The organism is Ruminococcus sp. RTP21198st1_G1_RTP21198_201120 (assembly GCF_040924265.1).
In the GTDB taxonomy this organism is placed as follows: Bacteria; Bacillota; Clostridia; order Oscillospirales; family Ruminococcaceae; genus Hominimerdicola; species Hominimerdicola aceti.
The window spans coordinates 97,621-123,465 of the sequence record NZ_JBCOMH010000001.1 but is presented as its reverse complement, the minus strand read 5'-3'; the positions used below and the strand labels follow the sequence as shown (position 1 = coordinate 123,465).

The 25,845-nt window shown below is 44.5% G+C and carries 22 protein-coding genes and 1 other annotated feature; of the genes, 15 read left to right on the top strand and 7 right to left on the bottom strand.

Going from position 1 to position 25,845, the window contains the following annotated elements; all coding sequences use genetic code 11:
* Window positions 1-23: 23 nt before the first annotated feature.
* The 10 genes from AB5627_RS00690 (at window position 24) to AB5627_RS00645 (ending at window position 12,643) form a co-directional block, all read left to right on the top strand.
* Entirely contained in the window at window positions 24-1,970 is a 1,947-nt protein-coding gene (locus tag AB5627_RS00690; RefSeq protein ID WP_118053387.1) for a V-type ATP synthase subunit I, read from the top strand.
* Between the two features lie 145 nt (window positions 1,971-2,115).
* Window positions 2,116-2,565, top strand: coding sequence for an ATP synthase subunit C (locus AB5627_RS00685; protein ID WP_022287030.1), 450 nt, complete (start codon window positions 2,116-2,118; stop codon window positions 2,563-2,565).
* Window position 2,566: 1 nt separating this feature from the next.
* Window positions 2,567-2,875, top strand: coding sequence for a V-type ATP synthase subunit F (locus tag AB5627_RS00680; protein ID WP_022287029.1), 309 nt, complete (start codon window positions 2,567-2,569; stop codon window positions 2,873-2,875).
* Between the two features lie 19 nt (window positions 2,876-2,894).
* Entirely contained in the window at window positions 2,895-3,476 is a 582-nt protein-coding gene (locus tag AB5627_RS00675; RefSeq protein WP_022287028.1) for a V-type ATP synthase subunit E, read from the top strand.
* 13 nt (window positions 3,477-3,489) lie between these two features.
* Window positions 3,490-5,253, top strand: coding sequence for a V-type ATP synthase subunit A (locus tag AB5627_RS00670; protein WP_333634937.1), 1,764 nt, complete (start codon window positions 3,490-3,492; stop codon window positions 5,251-5,253).
* Window positions 5,250-6,653, top strand: a complete 1,404-nt coding sequence (locus tag AB5627_RS00665) for a V-type ATP synthase subunit B (RefSeq protein ID WP_038672666.1) — start codon at window positions 5,250-5,252, stop codon at window positions 6,651-6,653. The genes AB5627_RS00670 and AB5627_RS00665 overlap by 4 nt, the downstream gene beginning before the upstream one ends.
* A gap of 245 nt (window positions 6,654-6,898) precedes the next feature.
* Window positions 6,899-7,522 carry a V-type ATP synthase subunit D gene (locus AB5627_RS00660; protein WP_117857125.1) on the top strand — a complete coding sequence of 208 codons (624 nt, stop codon included), beginning with the start codon at window positions 6,899-6,901 and terminating at the stop codon, window positions 7,520-7,522.
* Between the two features lie 192 nt (window positions 7,523-7,714).
* Window positions 7,715-8,317 carry an HdeD family acid-resistance protein gene (locus tag AB5627_RS00655; RefSeq protein WP_022287023.1) on the top strand — a complete coding sequence of 201 codons (603 nt, stop codon included), beginning with the start codon at window positions 7,715-7,717 and terminating at the stop codon, window positions 8,315-8,317.
* 296 nt (window positions 8,318-8,613) lie between these two features.
* Window positions 8,614-10,695: a glutamine synthetase III gene (locus AB5627_RS00650; RefSeq protein ID WP_022287022.1), complete on the top strand. Its 2,082-nt coding sequence runs from the start codon at window positions 8,614-8,616 to the stop codon at window positions 10,693-10,695.
* A 175-nt stretch (window positions 10,696-10,870) separates the two neighbouring features.
* A complete protein-coding gene (locus AB5627_RS00645) occupies window positions 10,871-12,643 on the top strand; it encodes an ammonium transporter (protein WP_117857132.1) in 1,773 nt (590 codons plus the stop codon).
* Between the two features lie 385 nt (window positions 12,644-13,028).
* On the opposite strand, the gene aspS is transcribed toward AB5627_RS00645, so the two are convergent.
* The 7 genes from aspS to AB5627_RS00610 all read right to left on the bottom strand — a co-directional run bounded on the left by aspS (window position 13,029) and on the right by AB5627_RS00610 (window position 19,376).
* Window positions 13,029-14,807 (bottom strand): aspartate--tRNA ligase, encoded by a 1,779-nt coding sequence (aspS, locus tag AB5627_RS00640; protein WP_022287020.1) that lies wholly within the window; start codon window positions 14,805-14,807, stop codon window positions 13,029-13,031.
* Between the two features lie 41 nt (window positions 14,808-14,848).
* The gene (locus AB5627_RS00635; RefSeq protein ID WP_022287019.1) at window positions 14,849-15,367 is read right to left on the bottom strand and encodes a hypothetical protein; all 519 of its coding nucleotides are present in this window, start codon (window positions 15,365-15,367) and stop codon (window positions 14,849-14,851) included.
* Complete coding sequence (locus tag AB5627_RS00630; RefSeq protein WP_022287018.1) at window positions 15,367-15,681, bottom strand: hypothetical protein; 315 nt, start codon at window positions 15,679-15,681, stop codon at window positions 15,367-15,369. The genes AB5627_RS00635 and AB5627_RS00630 overlap by 1 nt, the downstream gene beginning before the upstream one ends.
* Window positions 15,682-15,684: 3 nt before the next feature.
* The gene (hisS, locus tag AB5627_RS00625) at window positions 15,685-17,013 is read right to left on the bottom strand and encodes a histidine--tRNA ligase (RefSeq protein ID WP_333634936.1); all 1,329 of its coding nucleotides are present in this window, start codon (window positions 17,011-17,013) and stop codon (window positions 15,685-15,687) included.
* A gap of 146 nt (window positions 17,014-17,159) precedes the next feature.
* A complete protein-coding gene (locus AB5627_RS00620) occupies window positions 17,160-17,753 on the bottom strand; it encodes a YdcF family protein (RefSeq protein ID WP_289147927.1) in 594 nt (197 codons plus the stop codon).
* A 147-nt stretch (window positions 17,754-17,900) separates the two neighbouring features.
* Window positions 17,901-18,108 (bottom strand) — a binding site (T-box leader).
* Between the two features lie 14 nt (window positions 18,109-18,122).
* Window positions 18,123-18,530 carry a methylglyoxal synthase gene (gene mgsA / locus AB5627_RS00615; protein WP_022287015.1) on the bottom strand — a complete coding sequence of 136 codons (408 nt, stop codon included), beginning with the start codon at window positions 18,528-18,530 and terminating at the stop codon, window positions 18,123-18,125.
* 108 nt (window positions 18,531-18,638) lie between these two features.
* On the bottom strand, window positions 18,639-19,376 hold the full coding sequence (locus tag AB5627_RS00610; protein WP_022287014.1) for a P-loop NTPase: 738 nt from the start codon (window positions 19,374-19,376) through the stop codon (window positions 18,639-18,641).
* Window positions 19,377-19,835: 459 nt separating this feature from the next.
* On the opposite strand from AB5627_RS00610, the gene AB5627_RS00605 reads away from it, so the two are divergent.
* The 5 genes from AB5627_RS00605 (at window position 19,836) to cls (ending at window position 25,839) form a co-directional block, all read left to right on the top strand.
* Window positions 19,836-20,291, top strand: coding sequence for a DUF4830 domain-containing protein (locus tag AB5627_RS00605; RefSeq protein WP_368369616.1), 456 nt, complete (start codon window positions 19,836-19,838; stop codon window positions 20,289-20,291).
* A 203-nt stretch (window positions 20,292-20,494) separates the two neighbouring features.
* On the top strand, window positions 20,495-21,220 hold the full coding sequence (locus AB5627_RS00600) for a pseudouridine synthase (protein ID WP_038673478.1): 726 nt from the start codon (window positions 20,495-20,497) through the stop codon (window positions 21,218-21,220).
* Window positions 21,221-21,373: 153 nt separating this feature from the next.
* A complete protein-coding gene (locus AB5627_RS00595) occupies window positions 21,374-22,516 on the top strand; it encodes an ABC transporter ATP-binding protein (RefSeq protein ID WP_022287011.1) in 1,143 nt (380 codons plus the stop codon).
* 112 nt (window positions 22,517-22,628) lie between these two features.
* Window positions 22,629-23,876, top strand: coding sequence for an SGNH/GDSL hydrolase family protein (locus AB5627_RS00590; RefSeq protein WP_022287010.1), 1,248 nt, complete (start codon window positions 22,629-22,631; stop codon window positions 23,874-23,876).
* Window positions 23,877-24,270: 394 nt separating this feature from the next.
* Complete coding sequence (gene cls, locus AB5627_RS00585; protein ID WP_022287009.1) at window positions 24,271-25,839, top strand: cardiolipin synthase; 1,569 nt, start codon at window positions 24,271-24,273, stop codon at window positions 25,837-25,839.
* Window positions 25,840-25,845 lie beyond the last annotated feature (6 nt).

Genomic DNA, 25,845 nt, shown 5'->3' with positions numbered 1-25,845 from the left:
TCTCAGGAAAGGAGATAATGTGATTGGCTATAGAAAAAATGTCCCTTGTGAATATAGCAGGTCTTATGGACGAGCTTGATGCGACCTTGAAAAGGTGCTGTGAAAGCGGCTGTTTTCATATTGAGCCTGCGGGCAATTCTCCTGACAGCGCAATGAAGCCCCTCAGCGAGAAAAATGAGTATGACCGACCTCTGAAAGAGCTTGCCCAGCTTTCTGCACAGCTTGGTATAACTCTAAAGGAAACTGATTTTACTGACTGTGACCTGTCAGCTCCGCAGGATTTTAACTCCCTGTTTGAAAAGTATAATACCCCTTTCAGCGAGCTTAATACAAAGCGGCTGGAGCTTACTCAGCGTATCTCAGAGCTTGGAGGGGCGGTCAGACAAATAGACCACCTGAAAGGTATGCACAGCGACTTTCAGCAGCTTTTCTCAATGAAGTATGTTTCCGTCCGTATCGGAAAGCTGCCTGTGGATAATCTGCCGAAGCTTGACTATTATAACGAGAATTTCTTCTTTGTCCCCTTTGAAACGGGAAAAAGCTTCTGCTGGGGAATGTATTTCGTCCCTGAACGTGATAAACAGCGTGTTGATGATATCTTCCACTCAATGTATTTTGAAAGGATACGGATACCGTCCTATGTATCAGGTGACGCAGACGAAGCCTTGGAAAAGCTAAAACAAACTATAGACGCAGATACAGTTGAGAACGCAAAGATAAACGAGCAGATAAACGAGCTTGCCGCAAAAGCAGAGCCTGAACTGCAAAAAGCTTTTTCAAAACTAAGGTTTATCCACGATACCTTTGACCTGCGGCGAAATGCCGCCGCACTAAACGATAAGTTTTATCTTAAAGGCTTTATCCCCGAAAAGGAAAAAGACCGTTTTGATAAGCTTTTCGAGGATATGCGTTCAGTGTCAGTGGTCTATCTCCCACCTGACGCAGACGCCTCATGTGAGCCGCCTACAGTGCTTAAAAACAACTTTTTGACCCGACCTTTCACAATGCTTGTGGAAATGTATGGTCTGCCTGAGTATAAAGGCTATAACCCGACAGCCTTCGTGGCAATAACCTATACTCTGCTTTTCGGTATAATGTTCGGCGACTTGGGACAAGGACTTCTTATCGTTCTAGGCGGACTTGCCTTGAAGAAAAAGCTGGGAGCAAAAATAAGCGGTCTTGTCACACGCCTTGGCATATCAAGTATGATATTCGGTACTCTCTATGGCTCGTTCTTCGGTTATGAAGAGCTTTTAGACCCTGTGTTTGAGAATATAGGACTTGACTTCCTGCCCCTAAAGGTTTTCAAGCAAACGAACTTTATCCTCATAACTGCCGTTGCCATAGGTGTGGCACTTATCGTTATCTCAATGATACTCAATATCTATATCGGCTTTAAAAATAAGGATTACGAAAAAGCCATTTTCGGCTGTAACGGTATCGCAGGACTTGTGTTCTACAGCTCCGTTGCGGCAGGACTTGTTGGAACGCTCATGTTCGATGTAAAAGTCATGTCCACTCCGTTTGTCATTTTCCTTATCGTAATACCATTGGTGTGCATATTCTGCCGAACACCTTTCTCTATCGCCGTGAAGTATAAACAGTGGCGCTTGTCCGAGGACGAGGAAAAAATGACCGTGGGCAACTTTATAGTTGAGAACTTCTTTGAAATGTTTGAGTTCCTGCTGAGCTATGTTTCAAATACTATGTCATTTCTCCGTGTGGGCGGATTTGTCCTTTCCCACGCAGGCATGATGCTAGTGGTAATGACCCTTATGGAAATGTGTTCCGCCGCCGCACAGCCATTTGTGCTTGTGCTTGGCAACCTGTTTGTAATGGTAATGGAGGGCATGATAGTTGCCATTCAGATAATCAGACTTGAATTTTATGAGATATTCTCCCGCTTCTATGAGGGCGGCGGAAAACCATTCGAGCCTGTTGGTGTAAAATTTACTGCACAAACAGAATGATATCAAATTTGTGGTATTGTTTTGCAGGGGCGAACATCGTTCGGTCACTTGCCGTGACGGGCATTTTACCCCGACCATTATCCATACCCGTACAATGTAATTCGTAAAATCTAAAGTAAAAATAATTTTTTTGGAGGAATCAACTATGCTTATCTATTTCCTGCTCCCACTTATAGCAGTCGCACTTCTTTGCGTACCATTCATTTTCACCGCAAAGAAAATAAAGAACGGAAGATCGCCAAAGGGTGCTTTTATCGGCAATCTCTGTACATTTGCAGGCATAATGCTATGCGCTCTTATCGTCCCTGTAGGTAACTTTGTTTCAGCCGCAAGCGAGGAGGGCGTTAAGGCAGCCCTTTCAACAGGCGCAGGCCTTGGCTACCTTGCAGCAGCCCTTGCCGTTGGACTTTCCTGCGTAGGTTCAGGCATAGCTGTTGCCGCAGGCGCTCCAGCCGCTATCGGTGCAACCTCAGAAGACCCTAAGAACTTTGTAAAGGCTCTTATCTTCGTTGTTCTTGGCGAAGGTATCGCCCTCTATGGACTTCTTATCGCTATCCTTATAATCTCAAACGTAGGCACTGCACTGGGCATCTAACATGAGATTTTATCTTATCAGCGATAATATAGATACCCAAATGGGCATGAGACTTTCAGGTATCGAGGGCGTTGTGGTGCATACCTCCGAGGAGGTGTCAAACGCACTTGATAAGGCTATGGAAATGAAGGACGTGGGCGTTGTGCTTATGACAGAGCTTGCAGTCAAGCAGTGCAGAGAAAAGGTCTATGACTATAAGCTCACAAGAGAAACGCCCCTCATAGTTGAAATACCAGACCGCCATGCCACATCAAAGATATCTGATACCATTTCCCACTATCTCGCAGAAGCAGTGGGAATAAAGCTGTGATTTTGATAGGAGTTTAGTAATGGAAAATCAGACGATAAAACTTGAACGCTTCAAGCAGGCTGTCTTTGAGGACGCTGAAAAACAGGCAAAGCTCATAACCGAATCCGCTGATAAACAGCGTGAAAACGAGCTTGCTCAGGCGAAAATAGAAGCACAAAGCCTCGCAGACTCAAAAAAAGCCGCCACAGATAAGACCGAGGAGGCAAGAGCCGTAAGGGAAATATCTTCAAAACAGCTTGAAGCTAAAAGAAACGTGCTTTGCCATAGAGAAAAGCTTATAGACAGCGTTTTTGACAACGTAAAAAGCAGGCTTGCGACTTTCAAAGCAAGCAGAGATTATAAGTCTTGGCTAAAAGAAAAAGCCGAAAAATGCAAACAGACCTATCCCGAGCATAAGGGCGTTATCTACCTCTCACCTGAGGATATGAAATACGCCTCTGACCTTGCAGACTTTGAAGTAAAAAGCCGAGATTCCATAGAGCTTGGCGGTATGCTCATGGTCTATGAGGATATTGGTATAGCACTTGATTATACCTTTGATTCAGCATTTGAGGGGCAGCGTTCAGCCTTTACTGAAAAAGCCGAGCTTGTGCTTGGGTAATAAGGAGTTTTTTATGGATAAAATATATTCGGTAAACGGACCTGTAGTAAAGGTTGCAGATACGAAAAGCTTTGCCATGCAGGAAATGGTCTATGTGGGCAAAAAGCGTCTTATCGGCGAGGTCATAAGAGTGCAGTCCGATTTTACCACCATTCAGGTCTATGAGGGCACAACAGGGCTTATGCCTGACGAGCCTGTTATCTCAACAGGCGCACCAATGTCCGCAACCCTCGGCCCCGGTATAATAAATAACATCTTCGACGGCATAGAAAGACCGCTTAAAAAGCTTGAGGAAGTCTCAGGCGCATTTATCGCTGACGGTGCAGACATAAGCTCGCTTGATACAGAGAAAAAGTATCCCGTTACAATGACAGTGAAAACAGGGGATAAGCTTTCCGCAGGGGATATTTATTGCACCTGCCCCGAAACGCCACTTATCACACATAAGTGTATGCTTTCCCCTCTGTCAAAAGGCGGAGAGGTCATATGGACTGCCGAAAACGGCGACTATACAATAAATGACGTTGTGGCAAAAATAAAAGCCCCTAACGGAGCAGTAGAGGAGCTTACCCTCTGCCAGAAATGGCCTATCAGAACATCAAGACCATGCAAAAACCGCCTGCCTATCACAAAGCCGTTGGTAACAGGTCAGCGTATCGTTGATACTATCCTGCCGGTTGCAAAGGGCGGAACAGCCGCTATCCCTGGGGGCTTCGGCACAGGCAAGACCATGACCCAGCACCAGCTTGCTAAATGGTGTGACGCAGATATAATCGTCTATATAGGCTGCGGCGAGCGTGGAAATGAAATGACGCAGGTGCTTGAGGAGTTCTCAGAGCTTATCGACCCGAAAACACAAAGACCGCTTACCGACCGAACAGTGCTTATCGCAAATACCTCAAATATGCCTGTTGCCGCCCGTGAAGCTTCTATCTATACGGGCATAACCCTTGCCGAGTATTACCGTGATATGGGTTATCATATCGCAATTATGGCAGACTCTACCTCACGTTGGGCAGAAGCTCTCCGTGAGATATCAGGCAGACTTGAAGAAATGCCTGCCGAGGAAGGTTTTCCTGCCTATCTGCCGTCACGAATTTCCGAGTTCTATGAGCGTGCAGGCTATGTTGAAACTCTGGGAGGCAAGGAAGGCTCTGTTACTATAATCGGAGCAGTTTCGCCCCAAGGCTCTGACTTTTCCGAGCCTGTCACACAGAACACAAAGCGGTTTGTACGTTGCTTCTGGGCACTTGATAAATCCCTCGCCTATGCAAGACATTATCCTGCAATAAACTGGAACACAAGCTATTCCGAGTATACAGAAGACCTTGCAGATTATTATAATAAAAACGTCAATGAGAACTTCATGAAAGTCAGACAGGAGATATCAAATATCCTCGTTGAGGAAAATACCCTTATGGAGATAGTTAAGCTCATGGGTACAGACGTCCTCCCTGACGATCAAAAGCTTCTTATCGAAACCGCAAGAGCCGTAAGAGTAGGCTTTTTACAGCAAAACGCCTATCATAAGGACGATACCTACGTCCCCCTTGATAAGCAGTACCGCATGATGAAACTTATCACAGATTTCTATGCCCTTGCAAAGAAATCACTTTCACAGGGCGTGAACGTTGATAAAATAATAGGCTGCGGCTGGATAGAAAAGCTTATCAAAGTCAAGTATGATATACCGAACGATAAAATAGAGCTTTTTGACGAATACGAAAAGAATATGAAAGCCGATATGGAGGCTTTGACAGGAGGTGCAGGAGCGTGAACGTAAAATATATCGGCCTTAGCGAAATAAACGGACCGCTCGTTGCACTTGACCATGTAAGCGGCATTTCCTATGACGAAATGGCAGAAATAAAACTTGATGACGGCACACGCCGCCTTGCAAGAGTTGTAGAGGTGGAAAAAGACAGAGCCGTTTTGCAGGTTTTCGAGGGAACAAAAGGACTTTCCCTTGTTAATACCACCACAAGCTTTCAGGGCAAGCCTATGGAGCTTGCATTGTCTACCGAAATGCTGGGCAGGATATTCAGCGGAGCAGGCAAGCCTATCGACGGTCTGGGGGAGATCTTCCCCGAAAAATACCGTGACATAAACGGCTCGCCCCTTAACCCCGTTTCAAGAACATATCCTCGAAACTATATAAACACAGGAATATCCTCCATAGACGCCCTTACTACCCTTATAAGAGGTCAGAAACTCCCTATCTTCTCAGGTTCGGGACTTTCCCATAATAAGCTCGCCGTGCAGATAGTAAGGCAAGCGAAAATCGCCGACGAAAACGGACAGGATTTCGCAATAGTTTTCGGAGCAATGGGCGTAAAAAACGACGTTGCAGATTATTTCAAACGCTGTTTCGAGGAAACAGGCGTTTTGCAAAGGGTCGCAATGTTTTTGAATCTTTCAAACGACCCTATCATAGAGCGTATCCTCACTCCAAGATGCGCCCTCACTTGTGCCGAATATCTTGCCTTTGAGCATGATATGCACATTCTCGTTATCCTCACAGATATGACTTCCTATGCCGAAGCCTTGCGAGAGTTCTCATCATCAAAGGGCGAGATACCGGGAAGAAAAGGCTATCCGGGCTATCTCTATTCCGACCTTGCCTCTATCTATGAAAGAGCAGGCATTGTAAAGGGTGCAAAAGGCTCTGTTACGCAGATACCGATACTCACCATGCCGAATGACGATATCACCCACCCTGTCCCTGACCTTACAGGCTATATAACCGAGGGGCAGATTGTTCTTGACAGAAACCTCGACCAAACAGGCGTTTATCCTGCTGTTTCTATCCTGCCGAGCCTTTCAAGACTTATGAAAGACGGCATAGGCGAGGGCTATACAAGGGAAGACCACCAAATGGTGTCAAACCAGCTTTTTGCAGCCTATGCAAAGGTGCAGGACGCAAGAAGCCTTGCCTCCGTTATCGGTGAGGAGGAGCTTTCCGATACCGATAAAGCCTATCTGAAATTCGGTACGCTTTTTGAGAAGCATTTTATCGACCAAGGCTTTGACGTGAACCGTTCCATAGACGAAACTCTCGACCTAGGCTGGAGCTTGCTCTCCACCCTGCCGAAATCAGAGCTTGACCGTGTTGACGAAGAACATCTGGAGCATTATTACAGTGCCGAAAAAGCTAAGGCACTTTTTGCAGAGGACTAAAATTCAGTGCCGCACAAATAATTATGTAGGGGCGAACATTGTTCGCCCGTTATTCCACAATATTGCGGTTATTTATGATATTGCCGTCACTCACAATATTGTTGTTTGCGATTTTGAAATTATTTGCAACATCACTATTCCAATGCTGAATAAAACGGCTCACAAAGAAAAAATCGGGCGAACAATGTTCGCCCCTACTGGACTTTATTTATATACAGTGATATAATAGAAAGAGGGTGTGACCAATGGCTGAACAGCAGGTCTTTGCCACAAAGGGAAATCTTATACTTTATAAAAAGGCTCTGAAGCTTGCCGCATTGGGCTATGAGCTTCTGGACAGAAAAAGAAATATCCTTATAAGAGAGCTTATGAGCCTTGTTGACAAAGCAGGGGAGCTTAGAGGAAGCATTGAGGACACCTACAAGGAAGCCTACAGCGCACTCCAGCTTGCAAATATCTCCATGGGTCTTGTTACACCTTATGCAAATTGTATCCCTGTTGAAACAGGCGTTGAGATAAGCACAAGAAGCGTCATGGGCGTTGAGCTGCCAAAGGTCACCCTTAAAGAACGCCCTCTGAAAGTCACATACGGCTTTTCTCAGACCGATTCTCAGCTTGACAGAGCCTATCTTGCCTTTGAAAAGGTAAAACAGACCACAGCAGTCCTCGCAGAGGTGGAAAACAGTATCTACAGACTGTCCGTAGCCATAAAAAAGACACAGCGCAGAGCAAACGCCCTGCAAAACATAATCATTCCAAGAAATGAACGCATAGTGAAATTCATTACTGACTCTCTTGAAGAAAAGGACAGAGAGGAGTTCTCACGAATGAAAGTAATAAAGGCGGCAAAGCTAAAGTCGGCAAAATGACATTTGTAATGGCGCGGCGTAATTTCTGCAATGTTATTGTAGGGGCGGTCACTCTCCGTGACGGGCATTTCACGCTGTGCATTTATTAATGCAACACCCTTGTACTGCACAAATAAATTGTAGGGGCGACCTGAGGTCGCACGTCTAGTCGCCAGCTTGCAGCATTATAAAAACATGAAAGGAAAGATAAAAATGGAATATATCAAAAAAGTATTCAGAAGCTATTGGATATTGTCTATATTCTGCGTAGTGCTGGGCATTGCGCTCATAATCGACCCTAATTTCTTCACCGCCGCCATAGGCTATGTTATTGGTGGACTTTTCACCGCATTCGGTGCAGTGGAGCTTATAAGATACTTCGCCATGGGCAAAGACGACCAGAGCTATTCTTCAAGCCTTGTGAGAGGGATCATCCTCGCCGCCATAGGCATTTTCATTATCATAAGACCTGATTTTATCCCGAAAGTCATTGCCGTTGTCTGCGGACTTTATATGCTCATAAGCGGCATCGTGAACATTCAGGACTCCCTTAACCTTAGACGTGCAGGTGTAGAAAGCTGGAACGTAAGCTGTATCTCAGCCGCTGTTACCACTCTCGTTGGTATACTTCTCCTCTTTGACCCTCTTATTTTAGGCGAAACCGCAATGATAGTCCTTGGTATCGCTCTGCTCGTTTCAGGTGTGACGAATATCTTCGGCTGTTTTACCGCAGGCTCAAAGCTCAAAAAGGTAAATAAGCTTATGAAAAAAGAGCTGAAAGACAGACCTGATAAGGATCATTATATAGATATTTAGGATATTATCGCAGGGGCGACCTAGGGTCGCCCACTTTTTTTCACTATTTTAGCAGTTTGATGTATTTCTTTACAAAAATATGTGCATTTTATTGACATGGGATGTGATTTCACAAGTTTCAACAAATATTTTTGCGTCAATTTGTAAAAGTCTATAAAAATAAAAAAAAGCCTTGACAAATGAGGTCAAAAGGTATATACTCATAATTGTAAACAGCAAAGGCGCTGTGAACCACTTAGGTTCGCAGTGTCTTTTTTATTTTTTTAGACTATAATTTATAATAGGAGGAATTCAATATGGCAAACGTTCCTGAATATTTCGGCTCAGACGTATTCAATGAATCAGTGATGAAAGAAAGACTTCCAAAGGCTACATATAAGGCTTTGAAGAAGACTATCGACAACGGCGATCCACTTGATATCGAGGTTGCAAACATCGTTGCTAACGCAATGAAGGATTGGGCAGTTGAAAAGGGCTGCACACATTACACTCACTGGTTCCAGCCAATGACAGGTCTTACAGCAGAAAAGCTCGACAGCTTTATCTCACCAACTGAGGACGGTCACGTTATCATGGAGTTCTCAGGCAAGGAGCTTGTTAAGGGCGAACCTGACGCTTCTTCTTTCCCATCAGGCGGATTGAGAGCAACATTCGAGGCAAGAGGCTATACAGCTTGGGATCCAACTTCATACGCATTCATTAAGGAAAAAGCACTTTGTATTCCTACTGCTTTCTGTTCATACAATGGCGAAGCGCTTGATAAGAAAACTCCGCTTCTCCGTTCAATGGAAGCTATCAATAAGTCAGCTCTCAGAATTCTGAAGTTGTTCGGCTCAGACGCAACAAGAGTTACAGCAAACGTTGGTCCTGAGCAGGAATACTTCCTTGTAGACAGAGAGATGTATGCAAAGAGAGAGGACCTTATCCTTGCAGGCAGATCGCTTTACGGCGCACCTGCTCCAAAGGGTCAGGAACTTGAAGATCACTATTTCGGTACTATCAAGACAAGAGTTCAGGCTTACATGAAAGATCTTGACGAGCAGCTCTGGAGGCTTGGTATTTACGCTAAAACAAAGCATAACGAGGTAGCGCCTGCTCAGCACGAGCTTGCTCCTATCTATGGCACAACAAATATCGCGACCGACCACAACCAGCTCACAATGGAGATCATGAAGAGAACAGCTAGAAAGCACGGCTTCAAGTGCCTGCTTCATGAGAAGCCATTCGCTGGCATCAACGGTTCCGGTAAGCATAACAACTGGTCTATCTCAACAAACACAGGTGTAAACCTCCTCGATCCTGGTAAAACACCTGCTGAGAACGCTCAGTTCCTCCTGTTCCTTACAGCAGTTATCAAGGCTGTAAATGATTATCAGGATATTCTGAGAGCTTCAGTTGCTTCTGCTGGTAACGACCATAGACTTGGCGCTAACGAAGCTCCTCCGGCTATTATTTCTATCTTCCTTGGCGACGAGCTTACAGGCGTTCTCGATGCTATCGTAAACGGCGTTAAGTATGAGGACAAGAGAGTTGAGATGGAGATCGGTGTTGACGTTCTGCCACACTTCCCTAAGGATACAACAGATCGTAACAGAACTTCACCATTTGCATTCACAGGCAATAAGTTTGAGTTCAGAATGCCTGGTTCAAAGCTTTCAGTAGCAGGCCCTAACACAGTTCTTAACACTATCGTTGCTGACGTTCTCGATCAGTTTGCTGACGAGCTTGAAAAGGCTGACAACTTCCAGGACGCTCTTGACGATCTTATCAAGAGAACTATCAAGGAAAATCAGAACATCATCTTCAACGGCAATGGTTATTCAGACGAGTGGCCTGTTGAAGCTGAAAAGAGAGGACTTCTTAACCTTAAGTCAACTCCTGAAGCTGTTCCAACATTCCTTGCACAAAAGAATGTTGACGTATTCTCTAAGTACGGAGTTTATACAGAAGCTGAGCTTCAGTCAAGAGTTGAGATTCTCCTCGACGAGTATTGCAAGACACTCAATATCGAGGCTCTTACAATGATCGACATGGCTAAGAAGGAGATCCTTCCTGCTGCCGCTAAGTATATCAAGGATATCGCAAAGACTGCTGAGCTTGCAAAGAGCTGCGGTGCTGAAACTGTATTTGAGGAAGAGACCGTTAAGGAAATTTCAGCTCTCGTAACTGAGATGTACAAGGCACTTGGCACACTGGAAGCTGATGTACAGAAAGTACACTCTATCGAGGACACACAGGAAATGGCAAACTTCTTCCACGATACTATCTTTGCAGATATGGGTGCTCTCAGAGTTCCGGCTGATAAGATCGAAACACTGGTAGGCAAGGATTACTGGCCTTATCCAACATACAGCGATCTGCTGTTCTACGTTAAGTAAGGGACAATTCAAATTTTCAATATAACACGGACTTTATAACAAACTAACCACAGATCTACTACTTTGTTCCCCTACAGCTACAATAATATACAGAATGCACAATGAAGTGTATGACAGACCGAGCCGAATGGCTTTGGTCGTCATACACTTTTTTGTATTTTAGGAGGAAAAAGATATGACAAACACTGTAACAGTATTGGCTGAAAGCACAGGCTTCAGTGCCGTCAATACTATATGGGTACTGTTGGGAGCTGCACTTGTATTCTTTATGCAGGCAGGCTTCGCAATGGTTGAAACGGGCTTCACCCGTGCGAAAAACGCAGGTAACATAATCATGAAAAACCTGATGGACTTCTGTATCGGAACTCCGCTGTTCTGGCTCTTTGGTTTCGGTATAATGTTTGGCGACGGAAAGTTCATCGGAGCTTACAAGGGAATAGCTGATTCAACATATGCCTCAGCTGCTCCAGACGGAGTGCCTTTCTTTGCATTCCTTATCTTCCAGACAGTGTTCTGTGCAACAGCAGCAACTATCGTCTCTGGAGCTATGGCAGAAAGAACAAAGTTCATTTCTTATTGTATCTATTCAGCAATTATAAGCCTTCTGGTCTATCCTATCGAGGCTCACTGGATTTGGGGCGGTGGCTGGCTCGCAGACCTCGGCTTCCATGATTTCGCAGGTTCAACTTGCGTTCATATGGCAGGCGGCGTTGCAGCATTCGTTGGCGCAGCTATCCTTGGTCCTCGTATCGGTAAGTATGACAAGAATGGCAAGGCAAAGGCTATCCCAGGTCACTCGCTTACACTTGGCGCACTTGGCTGCTTTATCCTTTGGTTCTGCTGGTTCGGTTTCAACGGTGCGTCAACAACTTCAATGGAAGGCGACGCTATCCCGCTTGCAGGTAAAGTTTTCGTAACAACAAACCTTGCAGCAGCAGTTGCAACTATCACAACAATGATTTTTACTTGGATCAAGTACAAGAAGCCTGATGTTTCAATGACACTTAACGCTTCGCTTGCAGGTCTTGTAGCTATCACAGCTCCATGCGACACAGTTTCACCAGTATCAGCAGCTATAATCGGTATCGTTGCAGGTATCCTCGTAGTTGTAGGTGTAGAGTTTATAGATCAGGTACTCAAGATAGATGACCCAGTTGGTGCTTGCGGAGTTCATATGCTCAACGGTATGTGGGGTACTATCGCAGTGGGTCTTTTCTCAGACGGTACTTGCGGTGAAAAGGGACTCTTCACAGGCGGCGGAGCACATCTCCTTGGTATCCAGCTTCTCGGTATGGTATCAGTTATCGCTTGGGTAGCTATCACAATGACTATCGTATTCCAGATCATCAAGCACACGATCGGTCTTAGAGCTTCCGAGCAGGAAGAGATCCTTGGTCTTGACGTTACAGAGCATGGTCTTGTATCTTCTTACGCTGACTTCGCACCAGCAATGTCACAGGCAATGCTCAGCTATACAAAGGACGATGCAAAGAGCGTTGTAAAGGTAGACAAGTCAACAGAGCCTGTAGTTCCTGTTGAGAAGGCCATCAAGGTAGAATCTTATGCAACAGACGCACCGTCTGCTGACGGCACACCTAAAATGACAAAGGTCGCTATCATCTGCAAGCAGCAGAAGCTCAACGATCTTATCACAGCTTTGGAGGACATCGACGTAACAGGTGTTACAGTAACGAACGTTCTTGGCTGCGGAATGCAGAAAGGACAGCCTGAGTATTACCGTGGTGCAGTTGTTGAAACAAATCTGCTGCCAAAGGTAAAGGTCGAGGTCGTTATTTGCAAGGTACCAACAAGAGCAGTTATTGATGCTGCAAAGGCAGCCCTTTATACAGGTCATATTGGAGACGGAAAGATCTTTGTATACAACATTGAGAACGTAGTAAAGATCAGAACGAATGAAGAGGGTTATGACGCACTTCAGGACGATTAAGCCTTAAAGATGACGGGTGACTACCCAATAAAATTGCCCCCATCCCACTTATAAATTATAGCTTGGAACCCGTGGTCGGAGAAATTCGGCTGCGGGTTTCAAGTTTTTATGAGGGGGAGTATAAGTGAGGAGTGAGGAGTGAGGAATGGGCAAAGCCGACCAGAGTAAAAAACAAGCACAAAGTAAAAGTCAGCACCAAGCGTAGCGATTTTGCGGCGAAGAACTTGCCCGAATAAGATGTGGTGGTAAGAGAAAAATTGAGGGCAAGATAAATGCGGGCGACCTCAGGTCGCCCCTACATATACATTGTGCGGTCATTAGAATTTGTGCAATAAAACAAAAACAGGACAGCCCTCATGAGCTATCCTGTTTGCGTTAATGCGAATTATTCTTCTATTTCTGTGGTCTTGATGTGAAGCTCTTCAAGCTGCTTCTCGTCTACTGTGGACGGACAAGCACTCATAAGCTCGCTGGCGTTCTGTACCTTTGGGAACGCTATTACATCTCTAAGGCTGTCGGCATTGCAGATTATCATGGAAAGTCTGTCAAGTCCTATGCCCATGCCGCCATGCGGTGGTGCGGCATAACGATAGGCGTCTACGAGGAAGCCGAACTTTGCTTCTATCTCTTCGTCTGTCATGCCAAGTGCTTCAAACATTTTCTGCTGAAGCTCAAAGTCTGTTATTCTCATTGAGCCTGATGAAAGCTCTGTGCCGTTGAGGACAAGATCCCATGCCTTTGCACGGACGTTTGCAGGGTCGGTGTCAAGATAGTCAAGACACTCCTCCATTGGCATTGTGAATGGGTGGTGCGCTGCTACCCATGTGTCGTTCTCGTCGTCATACTCAAAGAATGGCATTTCTGTTATCCATACAAAATTGAACTTGCCCTCTGGGATAACGCCAAGACGCTTTCCGCAGATAAGTCTGAGTGCGCCCAAAGTTGGAAGAACTACCTTGTTCTTGTCTGCACAGATGAGGATAAGGTCGCCTTTTTCTGCTCCAACGGCTGCGTTTATCTTCTCAAGATCGCCCTCGCCAAGGAACTTCTTGAATGAGCAGTTTGGTTCGTCTGCCCAGCGGATATACGCAAGACCCTTTGCACCTATGCCCTTTGCGTGCTCAACAAGCTTGTCGATCTCTTTTCTTGTGTATGTGGCTGCTCCGCCCTTGACGTTTATTGCACGAACTGAGCCGCCTGCCTCGATAGCTGACTTGAATACCACAAAGTCAATATCCTTAACAGTATCTGTGATATCCTGTATCTCCATGCCGAAACGTGTATCTGGCTTGTCAGAGCCATAACGGCTCATAGCGTCTGCAAATGTAAGTCTTGGCAGTGGGAGAGTTACCTCTACACCGAGTATCTCTTTGAAAAGCTTTTCGATATAGCCCTCGATACAAGCCTGGATATCCTCCTGATCGACAAATGACATCTCAAGGTCTATCTGTGTGAACTCAGGCTGTCTGTCAGCTCTCAGGTCCTCGTCACGGAAACATCTTGCAAGCTGGATATACCTGTCATAACCTGATATCATAAGGAGCTGCTTGTATATCTGCGGTGACTGTGGAAGTGCATAGAACTTGCCTGCATGAACTCTTGAAGGAACGAGGTAATCTCTTGCACCCTCTGGGGTGGACTTCATCATCATAGGAGTTTCTATCTCAAGGAAACCATTGTCATAGAAATACTCTCTTGTTATCTGAGCGATCTTATGACGGGTGATGATATTCTTCTGAAGCTTTGGATTTCTAAGGTCAAGGTAGCGGTATTTGAGCTTCAGCTCATCGTTTACCTTATCTGAGTTTGTTACCTCAAACGGTGTTGTTTCAGCCTTTGAGAGAATTCTCAGGTCTGTTACGGCAACTTCTATCTTGCCTGTTTTTAGCTTTTCGTTCACGCTCTCACGAGGACGTACCATACCCTTTGCCATGAGTACATACTCGCTTTTTACAAGCTGAGCCTTTTCAAAAACGGCTCTGTCTGTTTCATCATTGAATGCAAGCTGTACAAGTCCAGTTCTGTCACGGAGGTTGATGAAGATAAGGTTGCCCATATCTCTTACTCTGTCGGCAAAGCCGCATACCACGACTTCCTGCTCTGTTTCAGGCACTTCGCCGCAGTAATGGGTCCTGCGTAAGCCCTTCATTGTATCAAGTTTCATTTTACATTACTTCCTTTTCTTTATGTTTATATGGATAATAATTATTCATCGCTTTCGTCTGTTTTGCTGACGGCAGGCGGGAAGCTGTCGAGATAGGCTCTGACGAACTTCTTCTTGTTGTCCCAGAACATGAGGAACAATCCCACGAGCCATATTGCGGCAAAGCATACTGCGCCTGTTTTCTCTCCAAGTGCCACAAGCATAAGGGTGAGGAAAAGCACAAGCACCGTCCATATGACGCCCACAACATAGGCATAGATAGGCTTTCTGAACTTGCCGTATATCCTGGAGCCGTTGGGGGTCTTTTCTACCTTGCCATAAAAGCCTGTTGAGCCTCCGTCACGCTTTTTAGCGGTGTGGTGGAAGATCTGAAAGCTTTCGGCGTCTGTGCGGTAGCCATAAAAAATGGTATCGTCACGGTGGTTTTTCATGAACTTGCTTTGGGAGAGAATGTTTATGGTCGGTTTATGCTCGATAAGGTCGCCGTCAAGCTTTCTGAGAACTCTTTTAGGCGAAAGTGAGGTTTCCACCTCATAGGTCACGGGTCTTATTGCAAGCATTATTTATCTTCCTTTTTATCGGGATAATCAGCAGGGTCAAAGACCTTGTCGTTTATCTTTATCTGTCCGCCTGTGTGGGTGTTGCAGAGCATACCATAGATAGTGCCGCATTTTGTACACCTGAACTGGTGGAAAAGCTTTTCAGCATACCACTTGTTGTCGTTATCCATTATCTTATCAAGTGGGCAGGTCTGATAGGTCATTTCAACTTCCCCTGCCAGCAGCATTCTTGCAAGAGAACCTATACAGAGCATATATTCCTGCGGAGTGTGTATTTCTACCAGAGGTATTTTCTCGCACTGTTCACATCTCATTGCTTAGTTCTCCTTTCCGATAAATTTCTCTATATCAGCGTCGATATCCTTGAACATATCCGCCATAAGTGCATTTGAAAAGTTCTCGGCAATTGTGTTGTCAAGCCTGATATCTGTCTGCTCGCCTGTTGCCATGTTTTTGAGCTTTGCAACGCCTGATTCTATCTCGTTGTCGCCAAGCACCATAACGAACTTTGCGCCTGTTTTGTTTGCATACTTCATCTGAGCGTTAAGTCCTTTGCCTATAAGGTCATATTCTACGAAACAGCCCTCTTCTCTAAGCTCGGAGGCTATGCCCATTGCCTTTTTAAGGGCGTCCTCGCCCATTGGTATGATATAAAGGTCGCAGGTCTTTGGCTCCATATAGTCACAGCCCTGAGCGTCCATTACCATGAGAAGTCTTTCAAGTCCCAGACCGAAGCCGAGGGCAGGGGTAGGCTTGCCGCCAAGCTGCTGGATAAGTCCGTCATAACGTCCGCCGCCGCAGACTGTACCCTGTGCGCCTATCTCATCGGTGATGAACTCGAAAACTGTTCTTGTATAGTAATCAAGACCTCTTACTATCTTAGGGTTGATGTCAAAGTCGATACCCATTACGGAGAGGTACTCCTGAAGCTTCTCAAAGTGTTCTTTGCAATCATCGCAGAGATAATCGAGGATAACAGGGGCGTCCTTGCCAAGCTCCTGACAGTGTTTGATTTTACAATCAAGTATTCTCATTGGATTTTTGTCAAGTCTGTCCCGACAAGTCTCGCAAAGCTGGTCTTTTCTTGCGGCAAAATACTCTTTCAGAGCCTTGCGATACTCTGCACGGCAGGTTGGACAGCCTATAGAGTTGATGTTGAGCTTGATGTTTCTGAGCCCTGCTCTGTCAAGGACGCTTTTTGCAAGTGAAATTACCTCTGCGTCTGCTCTTGGGCTTTCAGAGCCGACCATTTCACAGCCGAACTGGTGGAACTCTCTGAGTCTGCCTTTCTGTGTATTCTCGTGTCTGAAAAATGAGAGGATATAATAGACCTTCTGCGGCAGACCCTCGTTCATAATGCCGTTTTCAAGGACAGCTCTCATTGTGCCGGATGTTCCCTCCGGGCGGAGTGCGAACTTTGAGTCGCCTGCTGCGGAAACTGAATACATCTCTTTCTGAACAACGTCTGTTGTTTCGCCAACAGAACGCACGAACAGACCTGTTTCCTCAAAAGTTGGTACTCTTATTTCTTTGAAGCCGTATATTTCGGCAGCTTCGGAAACTATCTTCTCTACAGTGTGCCACTTATAGACCTTTGAGGGAACGATGTCTTCTGTGCCTTTTGGCTTTTTAACTATCAATGCCATATAATAACGATCCTTTCTGTATTTTGTCTTGAACTTTTGAATACCGATATCGTTTAAATAGCTGTGATATCGGGACGTTGTTAATAAACGGGCGAACACTGTTCACCACTACATTAAAGAGCCTTGATGCTGTTAATTACAACGTTTCAAATTTCAAAATCGTCAATAAAACCTTTTTTTATATAATAACCGAATTTAAGGCATTCGTCAAGTGCTGTTGTGCTGCCTTTTTCGGTCATTGACCAATTATTTCGCTGTGTACTGCCACGGCTGGCAGGGCAGGGGATAATTTTCTGTGTGAAAAAATGCTCCGCAAGCTTTTTTGCGCGGCGCATATGATATGCGGTAGTGACTATAATAATGCTTTTGCAGTTTGGAAAATGCTTTTTTACAAGCTCGGCTGCGTTTTGCAGATTTTCCACGGTACTGAGCGACTGTGTTTCCGTGAGTATCGCACTGCGTGGTATGCCGCATTTTTCGGCAGCTATGAGCATAGCTTTATACTCAGCCATTTCCCCCAGCGAGGTTTTCTGCACTTTTCCGCCGCAGAAAACGAGTTTGGGGGCTTTCCCCTTATGAAAAAGCTTTGCCGCAAGGGGAACACGATAGTCGCAGGCTTTGCGGCTTCCCAGAACTATTATAACGTCGGCAGTTTCGCCTTTATAGTCAAGACCCTCGAAAAGAAGCTTGTCTACTATTTCGGGGGTGATGTTTTCTTTTGTTAGCTGGCTGGCTTTCATTGTTATACCGCCTTTGCTTTTTGGTGTGCTGAGATAAGGTATTCGAGAGTAAGTGAGGAGCGAAAAAGCGGGACGTTGCATTTCTGTGAAGCAGAAATTGAGCCGCTCCCCTACGGGTGGTGGATAAAAAAATAAAGCCGTCCCCTAGTAAGGGACGACTTTTACCGTGATACCACCCTAATTATCCGAACATCTTCGTGCCGGATCACTCTAACGCTTTAACGCAGCTATACGTCCGTTCTTGAACAAACGGAAGCTCCAAGGTGTCCTTCTTCCTGCCCTTTGTGTGAACCCTCTCACCAACGGCTCTCGCTGAAACATAAGAACGGAATACTCTCCCTTTCATCGCTTTTGTATATGAAATTTCAATTATATCTTTGTAGGATTAACGATATCTCTCCAGTCAAGATCGCCTCGCTCAAGTGCGTGGATAAGCGCTTCGGCAGTGGCAATATTTGTGGCTACCGGAATGTTGTGTACATCGCAAAGTCTGAGGAGATTCATATCATTAGGTTCGTGTGGCTTCACTGAGATAGGATCTCTGAAAAACAGAAGCAGGTCTATCTCGTTGCAGGATATTCTCGCTGCGATCTGCTGGTCGCCGCCCTGTGAGCCACTGAGATAACGCTGAACGTTAAGGCCTGTTGCTTCGGCTACCATTTTTCCTGTCGTACCTGTGGCACAAAGATTGTGCTTGCTGAGTACACCGCAATAGGCGATACAGAACTGTACCATGAGTTCCTTTTTTGTGTCATGAGCAATAAGTGCAATATTCAATGGAAACCCCCCGTTTATATATTAGTATATTAATGAACAAATAAGTTTCGTGATATAAAACAGCCGCACTATGCGCAGATATCCTCACGCACACGGCTGATAATATACTCAGACCTTGATGGAGAGGGGTATATGCTCGCCCTTTATTCTTCTTGAAATAGCAGAGAATGCAAGGAAGCCCATAGAGCTTGATGAAAGCGGCGCACCCTTTCCTGTTGCAAGAGGGATAGCACTGTCCTCAGGGATAACACCCAGAAGCTGAACGCCGACTGTGTCGATGATAGCGTCAAGGTCGTCCATTTCGTCAAACTCGAATATTCTCTTGTTTGCCTTGTTGATAACAAGTCTTTGCTTCTGATTTCCTCTCTTATAGAACTCATCTGACATCATTCTTGCATCTCTTACGCATACAGGATCAGGAGTTGTAACTATAAGTATAAGGTCGGAATTAGTAACTATATCAAATACAGAACCGTTGATACCTGCAGAGGTGTCAATGATTATGTATTCAAAATACTTTCTCATTTCCTGTGTGATCTTTTCGATATCCTCAGCCTTGAGCTGAACGAACGGGTCGGACGGAGCACAGAGAACGCTCAGGTTTGAAGCAAGCTTAACAGTTGTTGTTGCCTTGTATACGTCGCAAGTACCCTCAAGAACGTCACCTAGATCGTATGTAATATTACCCTGCATACCAAGCATGATATCCATACATCTCAGACCAAAGTCAAGCTCAATTATAAGTGTACGGTTTCCCTGCTTAGCAAGGGCATAACCGAGACAGGCGCTTATAGAAGATTTGCCTGTTCCGCCTTTACCGGAAGTAACTGCAATAATTTTTGACATAAAACTCATTGCTCCTTTCATATATCAATCCTGCGGCTGACCGCAGAACGCATCAGCAATAATAACTTGCCCCTTCACAGCCGTGAAAAGGCAGATTTAAGAAAACGTTTCAGTACCCTCCGCAGGCAATGCGGAGAAGCATAGCGTTACCTAATAATATTGTACCACATATTTTGAAATTGTCAAAGACATTTGTACAAAAAAATACAAAATCGTTAATTCACATTAATTTTCACTTTTATTTTTGTCAATTTTGCACAATGCCATATCAGTGCTACAGAGTTTGTAATAATAAATCATAGCAAACCGATAAATTTATTATACAATAAGATTATTAATGCTATAAAAATTATTTTTGAAAATTATATAACAAAATAAAAAATCGGACAGGTAGTTATAATTTTTGGGACAATACATATAAATGTACAAACTTTGAAAACAGAAAGCGAGGAAAAGGGTATGTTTATCAAGACAATAAAAGTAAAAAAGCCAACATTTGCGGTGATCGGGGCGGTTCTGGCGGCGTTGGCACTGTTGGCGGTGATAATAGTGACAGTGGTGAGGATATCGTCGCCTGCGGTGTACGAGATGAAAAGCGAAGCACAAAGACAGGCGTTTTTGAAAGAAATGGGCTGGGAGGTGTCTGACGAATACGATGAATGCAAGGCGGTGACCATACCGAAAGAATTCAATGAGGTGTATGAAAAGTATAATAAGCTTCAGAAGCAGCAGGGCTTTGACTTGGAGGACTATAAAGGGAAAACCGCTGAGGTGTATACATATACTGTGAAGAATTATGGGAATAAGAAGCAGGAGGTCAGGGCTAATCTTATCGTCTGTGAGGGACAGCTCGTGGGAGGAGATGTATGCTCAGCGGAGCTGGACGGATTTATGCAGGGGCTGAGGAAAAAGTAGGCGTCTGAGCGTGGAACGTCGGCATTGTGAATAAGGGTAAACTAATGCTTCATAGGTCGAAAAAACCGATACAAATAGTAATAAAACGCCTGCGGAGCATATCTGCAGGCGTTTGCTTTTGGTCAGGTTTTTTCGCATATTTGACTTTTGGCGGTATCGTATGCTATAATCTTTATAAGAAAATTGTCAGAAAGGCTTTTGCTATGAGACTTGATAAATTTGTTTCTTCACAGCGTAATGATATTTCCCGAAGCATGGTGAGAGAGCTTTGCAGAAAAGGTCAGGTGACTGTAAACGGAAAGGTCGCCAAGGCGGCTGATGCTAAGGTCAGCGAAAACGATATTGTTGCCGTAAAGGGCGTGGAGATATGCTATAAAAAGTTTGTCTACATAATGATGAACAAGCCGCAGGGTGTGGTTTGCTCCACTCGTGACGGAGAGTCGAAAACTGTCCTTGAGCTAGTACCTCCTGAGATGTTCAGGGAGGGACTTTTCCCTGCGGGCAGGCTCGATAAGGATACTGAGGGCTTTGTGCTTCTCACTGATGACGGAGCTCTCGCTCACAGAATGTTGTCCCCTAAGACCCATGTTCCGAAAACCTATTTCGTCAGACTTCGTGACCCTTGGCAGGAAAATTATGCTCAGGCATTCGCTGAGGGCATGACTATCGACGGCGGAGAGAAATGTCTGCCTGCGGAATTTTCCGCAAGTGTGAACTGTCCCGATGAATGTACCGTTGTGCTTCATGAGGGTAAGTATCATCAGGTCAAGAGAATGTTTGAAAAGCTGGGAAATAAAGTTGTTTTTCTTAAGCGGATAAAGATCGGAGAACTGCCTTTAGATCCGGATCTGCCTCTTGGAAGCTGTTTAGAAATAATGCACAAAGATGTTGAAAGATTATTGACAGCGAAATCGTTTAAATGTAAGTAATTACCTATTCTATGTGAATTTTCGTCAATATTCATAATGAGATATAATAAAGTTTAGTAAAAAAAACTCTTGCGGGTATGTTAAAAATTTGTTATGATAAAAGCATAGCTAATTAGGATATTAGTAAAATTCAAATAGGGAGGTCCTTTTTTAATGGCAAGTGTATCATTAAGGGAAATTTATAAGAAGTATGCAGGCGGCGTTATCGCTGTTTCAGACTTCAACATTGAGATCAAGGATAAGGAGTTTATCATCCTCGTAGGTCCTTCTGGTTGTGGTAAGTCTACAACACTTAGAATGATCGCAGGTCTTGAAGAGATCAGTGAAGGTGAACTTTACATCGGCGACAGACTTGTAAACGACATCGCTCCTAAGGATAGAGATATCGCAATGGTATTCCAGAACTACGCTCTGTATCCTCACATGACAGTATTTGAGAACATGGCATTCGGTCTGAAGCTCAGAAAGGTACCAAAGGATGAGATCGCAAGAAAGGTAGAGGAAGCAGCAAGAATACTTGACATCGCTCACCTTCTTGACAGAAAGCCAAAGGCTCTCTCCGGTGGTCAGAGACAGCGTGTAGCCCTCGGTAGAGCTATCGTTCGTGAGCCACAGGTATTCCTTCTTGACGAGCCTCTTTCAAACCTCGATGCTAAACTGAGAGCACAGATGAGAACTGAGATCTCTAAGCTCCATAAGAAGCTCGGTACTACATTCATCTATGTAACTCATGACCAGACAGAGGCTATGACAATGGGTGACCGTATCGTAGTTATGAAGGACGGTTACATCCAGCAGATCGACACACCAACAAATCTTTACAACGATCCAGTAAACCAGTTCGTTGCAGGATTCATTGGTTCACCACAGATGAACTTCATCGACGCTAAGCTCCTCAAGGTAGACGGCAAGTATGTTGTTGAGTTCGGTTCTGAGGATACAAAGACAACAAGAGGCGTTAAGTATCAGGTAACAGTTCCAGAGTCTAAGGTAGATCCTGAAGTTCTTGAGCCACTGGTTGATCAGGAAGTTGTTCTTGGTGTTCGTCCAGAGTGTATCCATGACGAGCCTGCATTCCTCGCTCAGGCTACAACAGGCGTTATCAACACAACTGTTGAAGTAACTGAAATGATGGGTGCTGAAACATATCTGTACCTCAACTGCGAGGGTATCCAGCTCACAGCTAGAGTTTCACCTCGTTCTGACGTTCGTCCACAGGATGAGCTTAAGGTCGCTATCGATCCTAACAGAATCCATATCTTCGATAAGGAAACTGAGAAGGCAGTTCTTAACTAATAAGAATTTTTATCATATTGATATAACCAAAAAGTACGGCTTTGTCCGTACTTTTTGTGTTATATGCGGTGTGAAACCGATTTCGCTATCATAGATTAGAAAGGTACAAATAATGAATACAAAAAAATTGTTGGCAGTGCTTGTGAGTGTTGCTATGTGCGGAGCGGCTTTTGCAGGCTGCGGAAATAATGCGGACAGCTCAAAGGCTGAAAGCAAAGCGGAGTCTTCAAGCTCGCAGGTCGAAAAAATGCCTGAAACTGACGAGGAGTGGACGCAGGCTATGTATGACAAGGCTATGGTGTCATACGGCAACACTTCTATGATGCAGAATGTTATAAAGAAAGCACAGTCAGGCGAAAAGGTCACTGTGGCGTATCTTGGCGGCTCTATCACTGAGGGTATTTCTGCCGGTGCAGACGGCTGTTATGCTAAGCTCACTTATGATTATTTTGCACAGAAATTCGGTACGGGGGATAACGTCCAGTATGTGAACGCAGGCCTTAGCGGTACGCCGTCTAAGCTTGGAATACTCAGGCTCGACAGAGATGTGCTGGCTTATGAGCCTGACATATGCTTTATCGAATTTGCAGTAAATGACGGCACAGAGACTGACTATCAGAACGCTTACGAGTCAATAGTCAGAACGCTTTTGCAGAAGAATATCACTCCTGTTCTGCTGTTCTCGGTGACAGAAAACGACCATTCTGCTCAGGATTATATGAAGCAGATAGGCGAGTTTTATCACCTGCCGATGATATCATACTGTGACGCACTAAGATATCTTTTCGCAAACAACAGAATGACTTGGAAAGATTTCTCTGACGATCAGTCACACCCTAACGATGAGGGTCACAAGCTTGTGGCTTCAATGGTGGACTACTATTTTGACACTGTTATGGACGTTGCGCCAGAGGGCGATTATGTTATGCCCACAGACACTGTTTTCTCTCCGCGAGAGGTGGACGCTCATATGTATGAGGGCGACAGCCTTACGCCAACAAGCCTTGGAAGTTGGAAGGAAGGCTCTACTATCGCAAGCTTTACAAATGGCTGGACTTACGACAACACCGGAGATAACAGCCCTATCGTATTCGAGTTCAAGGACAAAAAATTCTTGTACATGATATACAAAGAGGTGAAGCAGGGCGAGTTCGGCAAGCTTCATGTTAAGGTAACAGCAGACGGAGAGGTGTATGACGAAAGCGATTACGATACCATAAGTCCGTCAGGCTGGGGAAATGCTCAGATACAGAATATCGCCATGATGCCTGAAGCAACTAACTATACCGTTGAGATATCAATGGCGGCAGGCGATGAGGACAAGCATGGAGAAGTGCTTGCCTTTGGCTATACTGAATAGCTGTTTGAAATTTTAGCAAAAATAATAAGGCAGATGGTTTTTTAGCGGCTGTGGGAACGGCTTGCTCTGGAAAGCCGTCTGCCTGTTTTTTTGTGTATTTATGTGGCGTTATGTTTAGAGTTGTAGGGGACGGCGCCCTCGACGTCCCTCTTCGGGGAGTTGCGAGGTTTGAGTTTCCATAAACCATGTGGGTGAACTAAACGGGCGAACACTTACATTGTTCGTGCGTTGTTTCATAAATTGTTGTCAACAATAAGATAACAAAAGTTGTGTCATTGTCACAGAAATTCGTGAAATCAGGGTGGATTAACTGCATTTTTGCGTATTGCAAAAATCAAAAATAAATGTTATAATCAGTTGTGTATCACTATTTTCAGAAAGGCAGGCGGATAATGTGGCGGAAAAGATAAGCGAAAAAATACAAAAGAAAAAACCGAAAAAACTTATAAATATGATATTCTCACAGAAAACCACTATTATCCTGCTTCTTGCATTGCAGCTTATTTTCATTTTTATCATCTTCCAAAGCTTCGCTGTGCATTATGCCTATCTGCATATCGTTTTTTCTACTGTGGCTATCGTGCTTGCTATCTATATCCTTAACAGCAGCGAGAACCCTGCCTATAAATTGGCGTGGATAGTACCCCTTGTTATTGTGCCTATCTTTACGGTGGTGCTTTATATATTACTCAAAAATCAGTTTTCAACAAGAAAGGTCAGAAACCTTTATGCTAAGAAATCCGCCAATACAAGACCTTTCCTTAAAACAAATGAACAGATAATGAGCTATCTCCATGAAAGTGAGCCTGATTTTTATAAGCTTGCAAACTATGTGGATAAGTCGGGGGGCTACCCTGTCTGCGGTAATACCGAGGTCACTTATTTTCCGCTTGGCGAAGATAAGTATAAGGCTATGCTTGAGGAGCTTCAGAAAGCTCAGGAGTTTATCTTTATGGAGTATTTTATTATCGATGACGGTGAAATGTGGCGTGAGATAGTTAAGATACTTCTTGAAAAAGCTAAGGCAGGCGTGGAGGTAAGACTTCTTTATGACGGCATGGGCTCTCAGTTCACTTTGCCTTTCAGATATAAGAAAAAGCTTACCGAACAAGGGGTAAAATGCCTTGTTTTCAATCCTTTCCGTCCTATGCTTTCTACTATACAGAATAATCGTGACCATAGAAAAATTCTCGTTATAGACGGCAACGTGGCTTTCAACGGGGGCGTTAATATTGCCGACGAGTATATAAACCGCAAGGAGCGTTTCGGTCATTGGAAAGATACCGCCGTTATGCTAAAGGGCGACGGCGTTTGGAATTTTACCATGATGTTTCTGCAAATGTGGGAGGTCATCTCAGGTGATAAAACTGAGTATAATATGTACCGCCCAACTGTAAAAAACGTTGTGAACAACGGCTATGTTATCCCCTACGGCGACTCCCCTCTCGATGACGAGAATGTGGGCGAGCTTGTCTATATGGATATGATAAACAATGCCAAGGATTATATCTATATCTCTACCCCGTATCTTGTGCCTGACAACGAAATGCTCACCGTCCTGGGCTATGCGGCAAAAAGCGGTGTTGATGTTAGGATAATCACTCCTGAGATACCTGATAAATGGTATGTGAGCGTTATAACAAGGTCTTTCTACAGAGATCTTGAAACGCTGGGTGTGAAAGTCTATGAGTATAAAGGCGGCTTTAACCACGCAAAAATGTTCCTCTCGGACGATAAGTCAGCCGTGGTGGGTACGATAAATCTCGACTACAGAAGCTTGTATCTCCATTTTGAGTGTGCAACTTATATGTACAAAACAAGTTGTATAAAGGATATAAAAGCGGACTTTGACGATATGTTTGAAAACCGCTGTCATAGGATAACACATGATGATATAAATAACCGCAGCTTCTGGTCAAGGTTCATGTCGGTCATTCTCAGGACCATTGCGCCTCTTTTGTAAAAATGT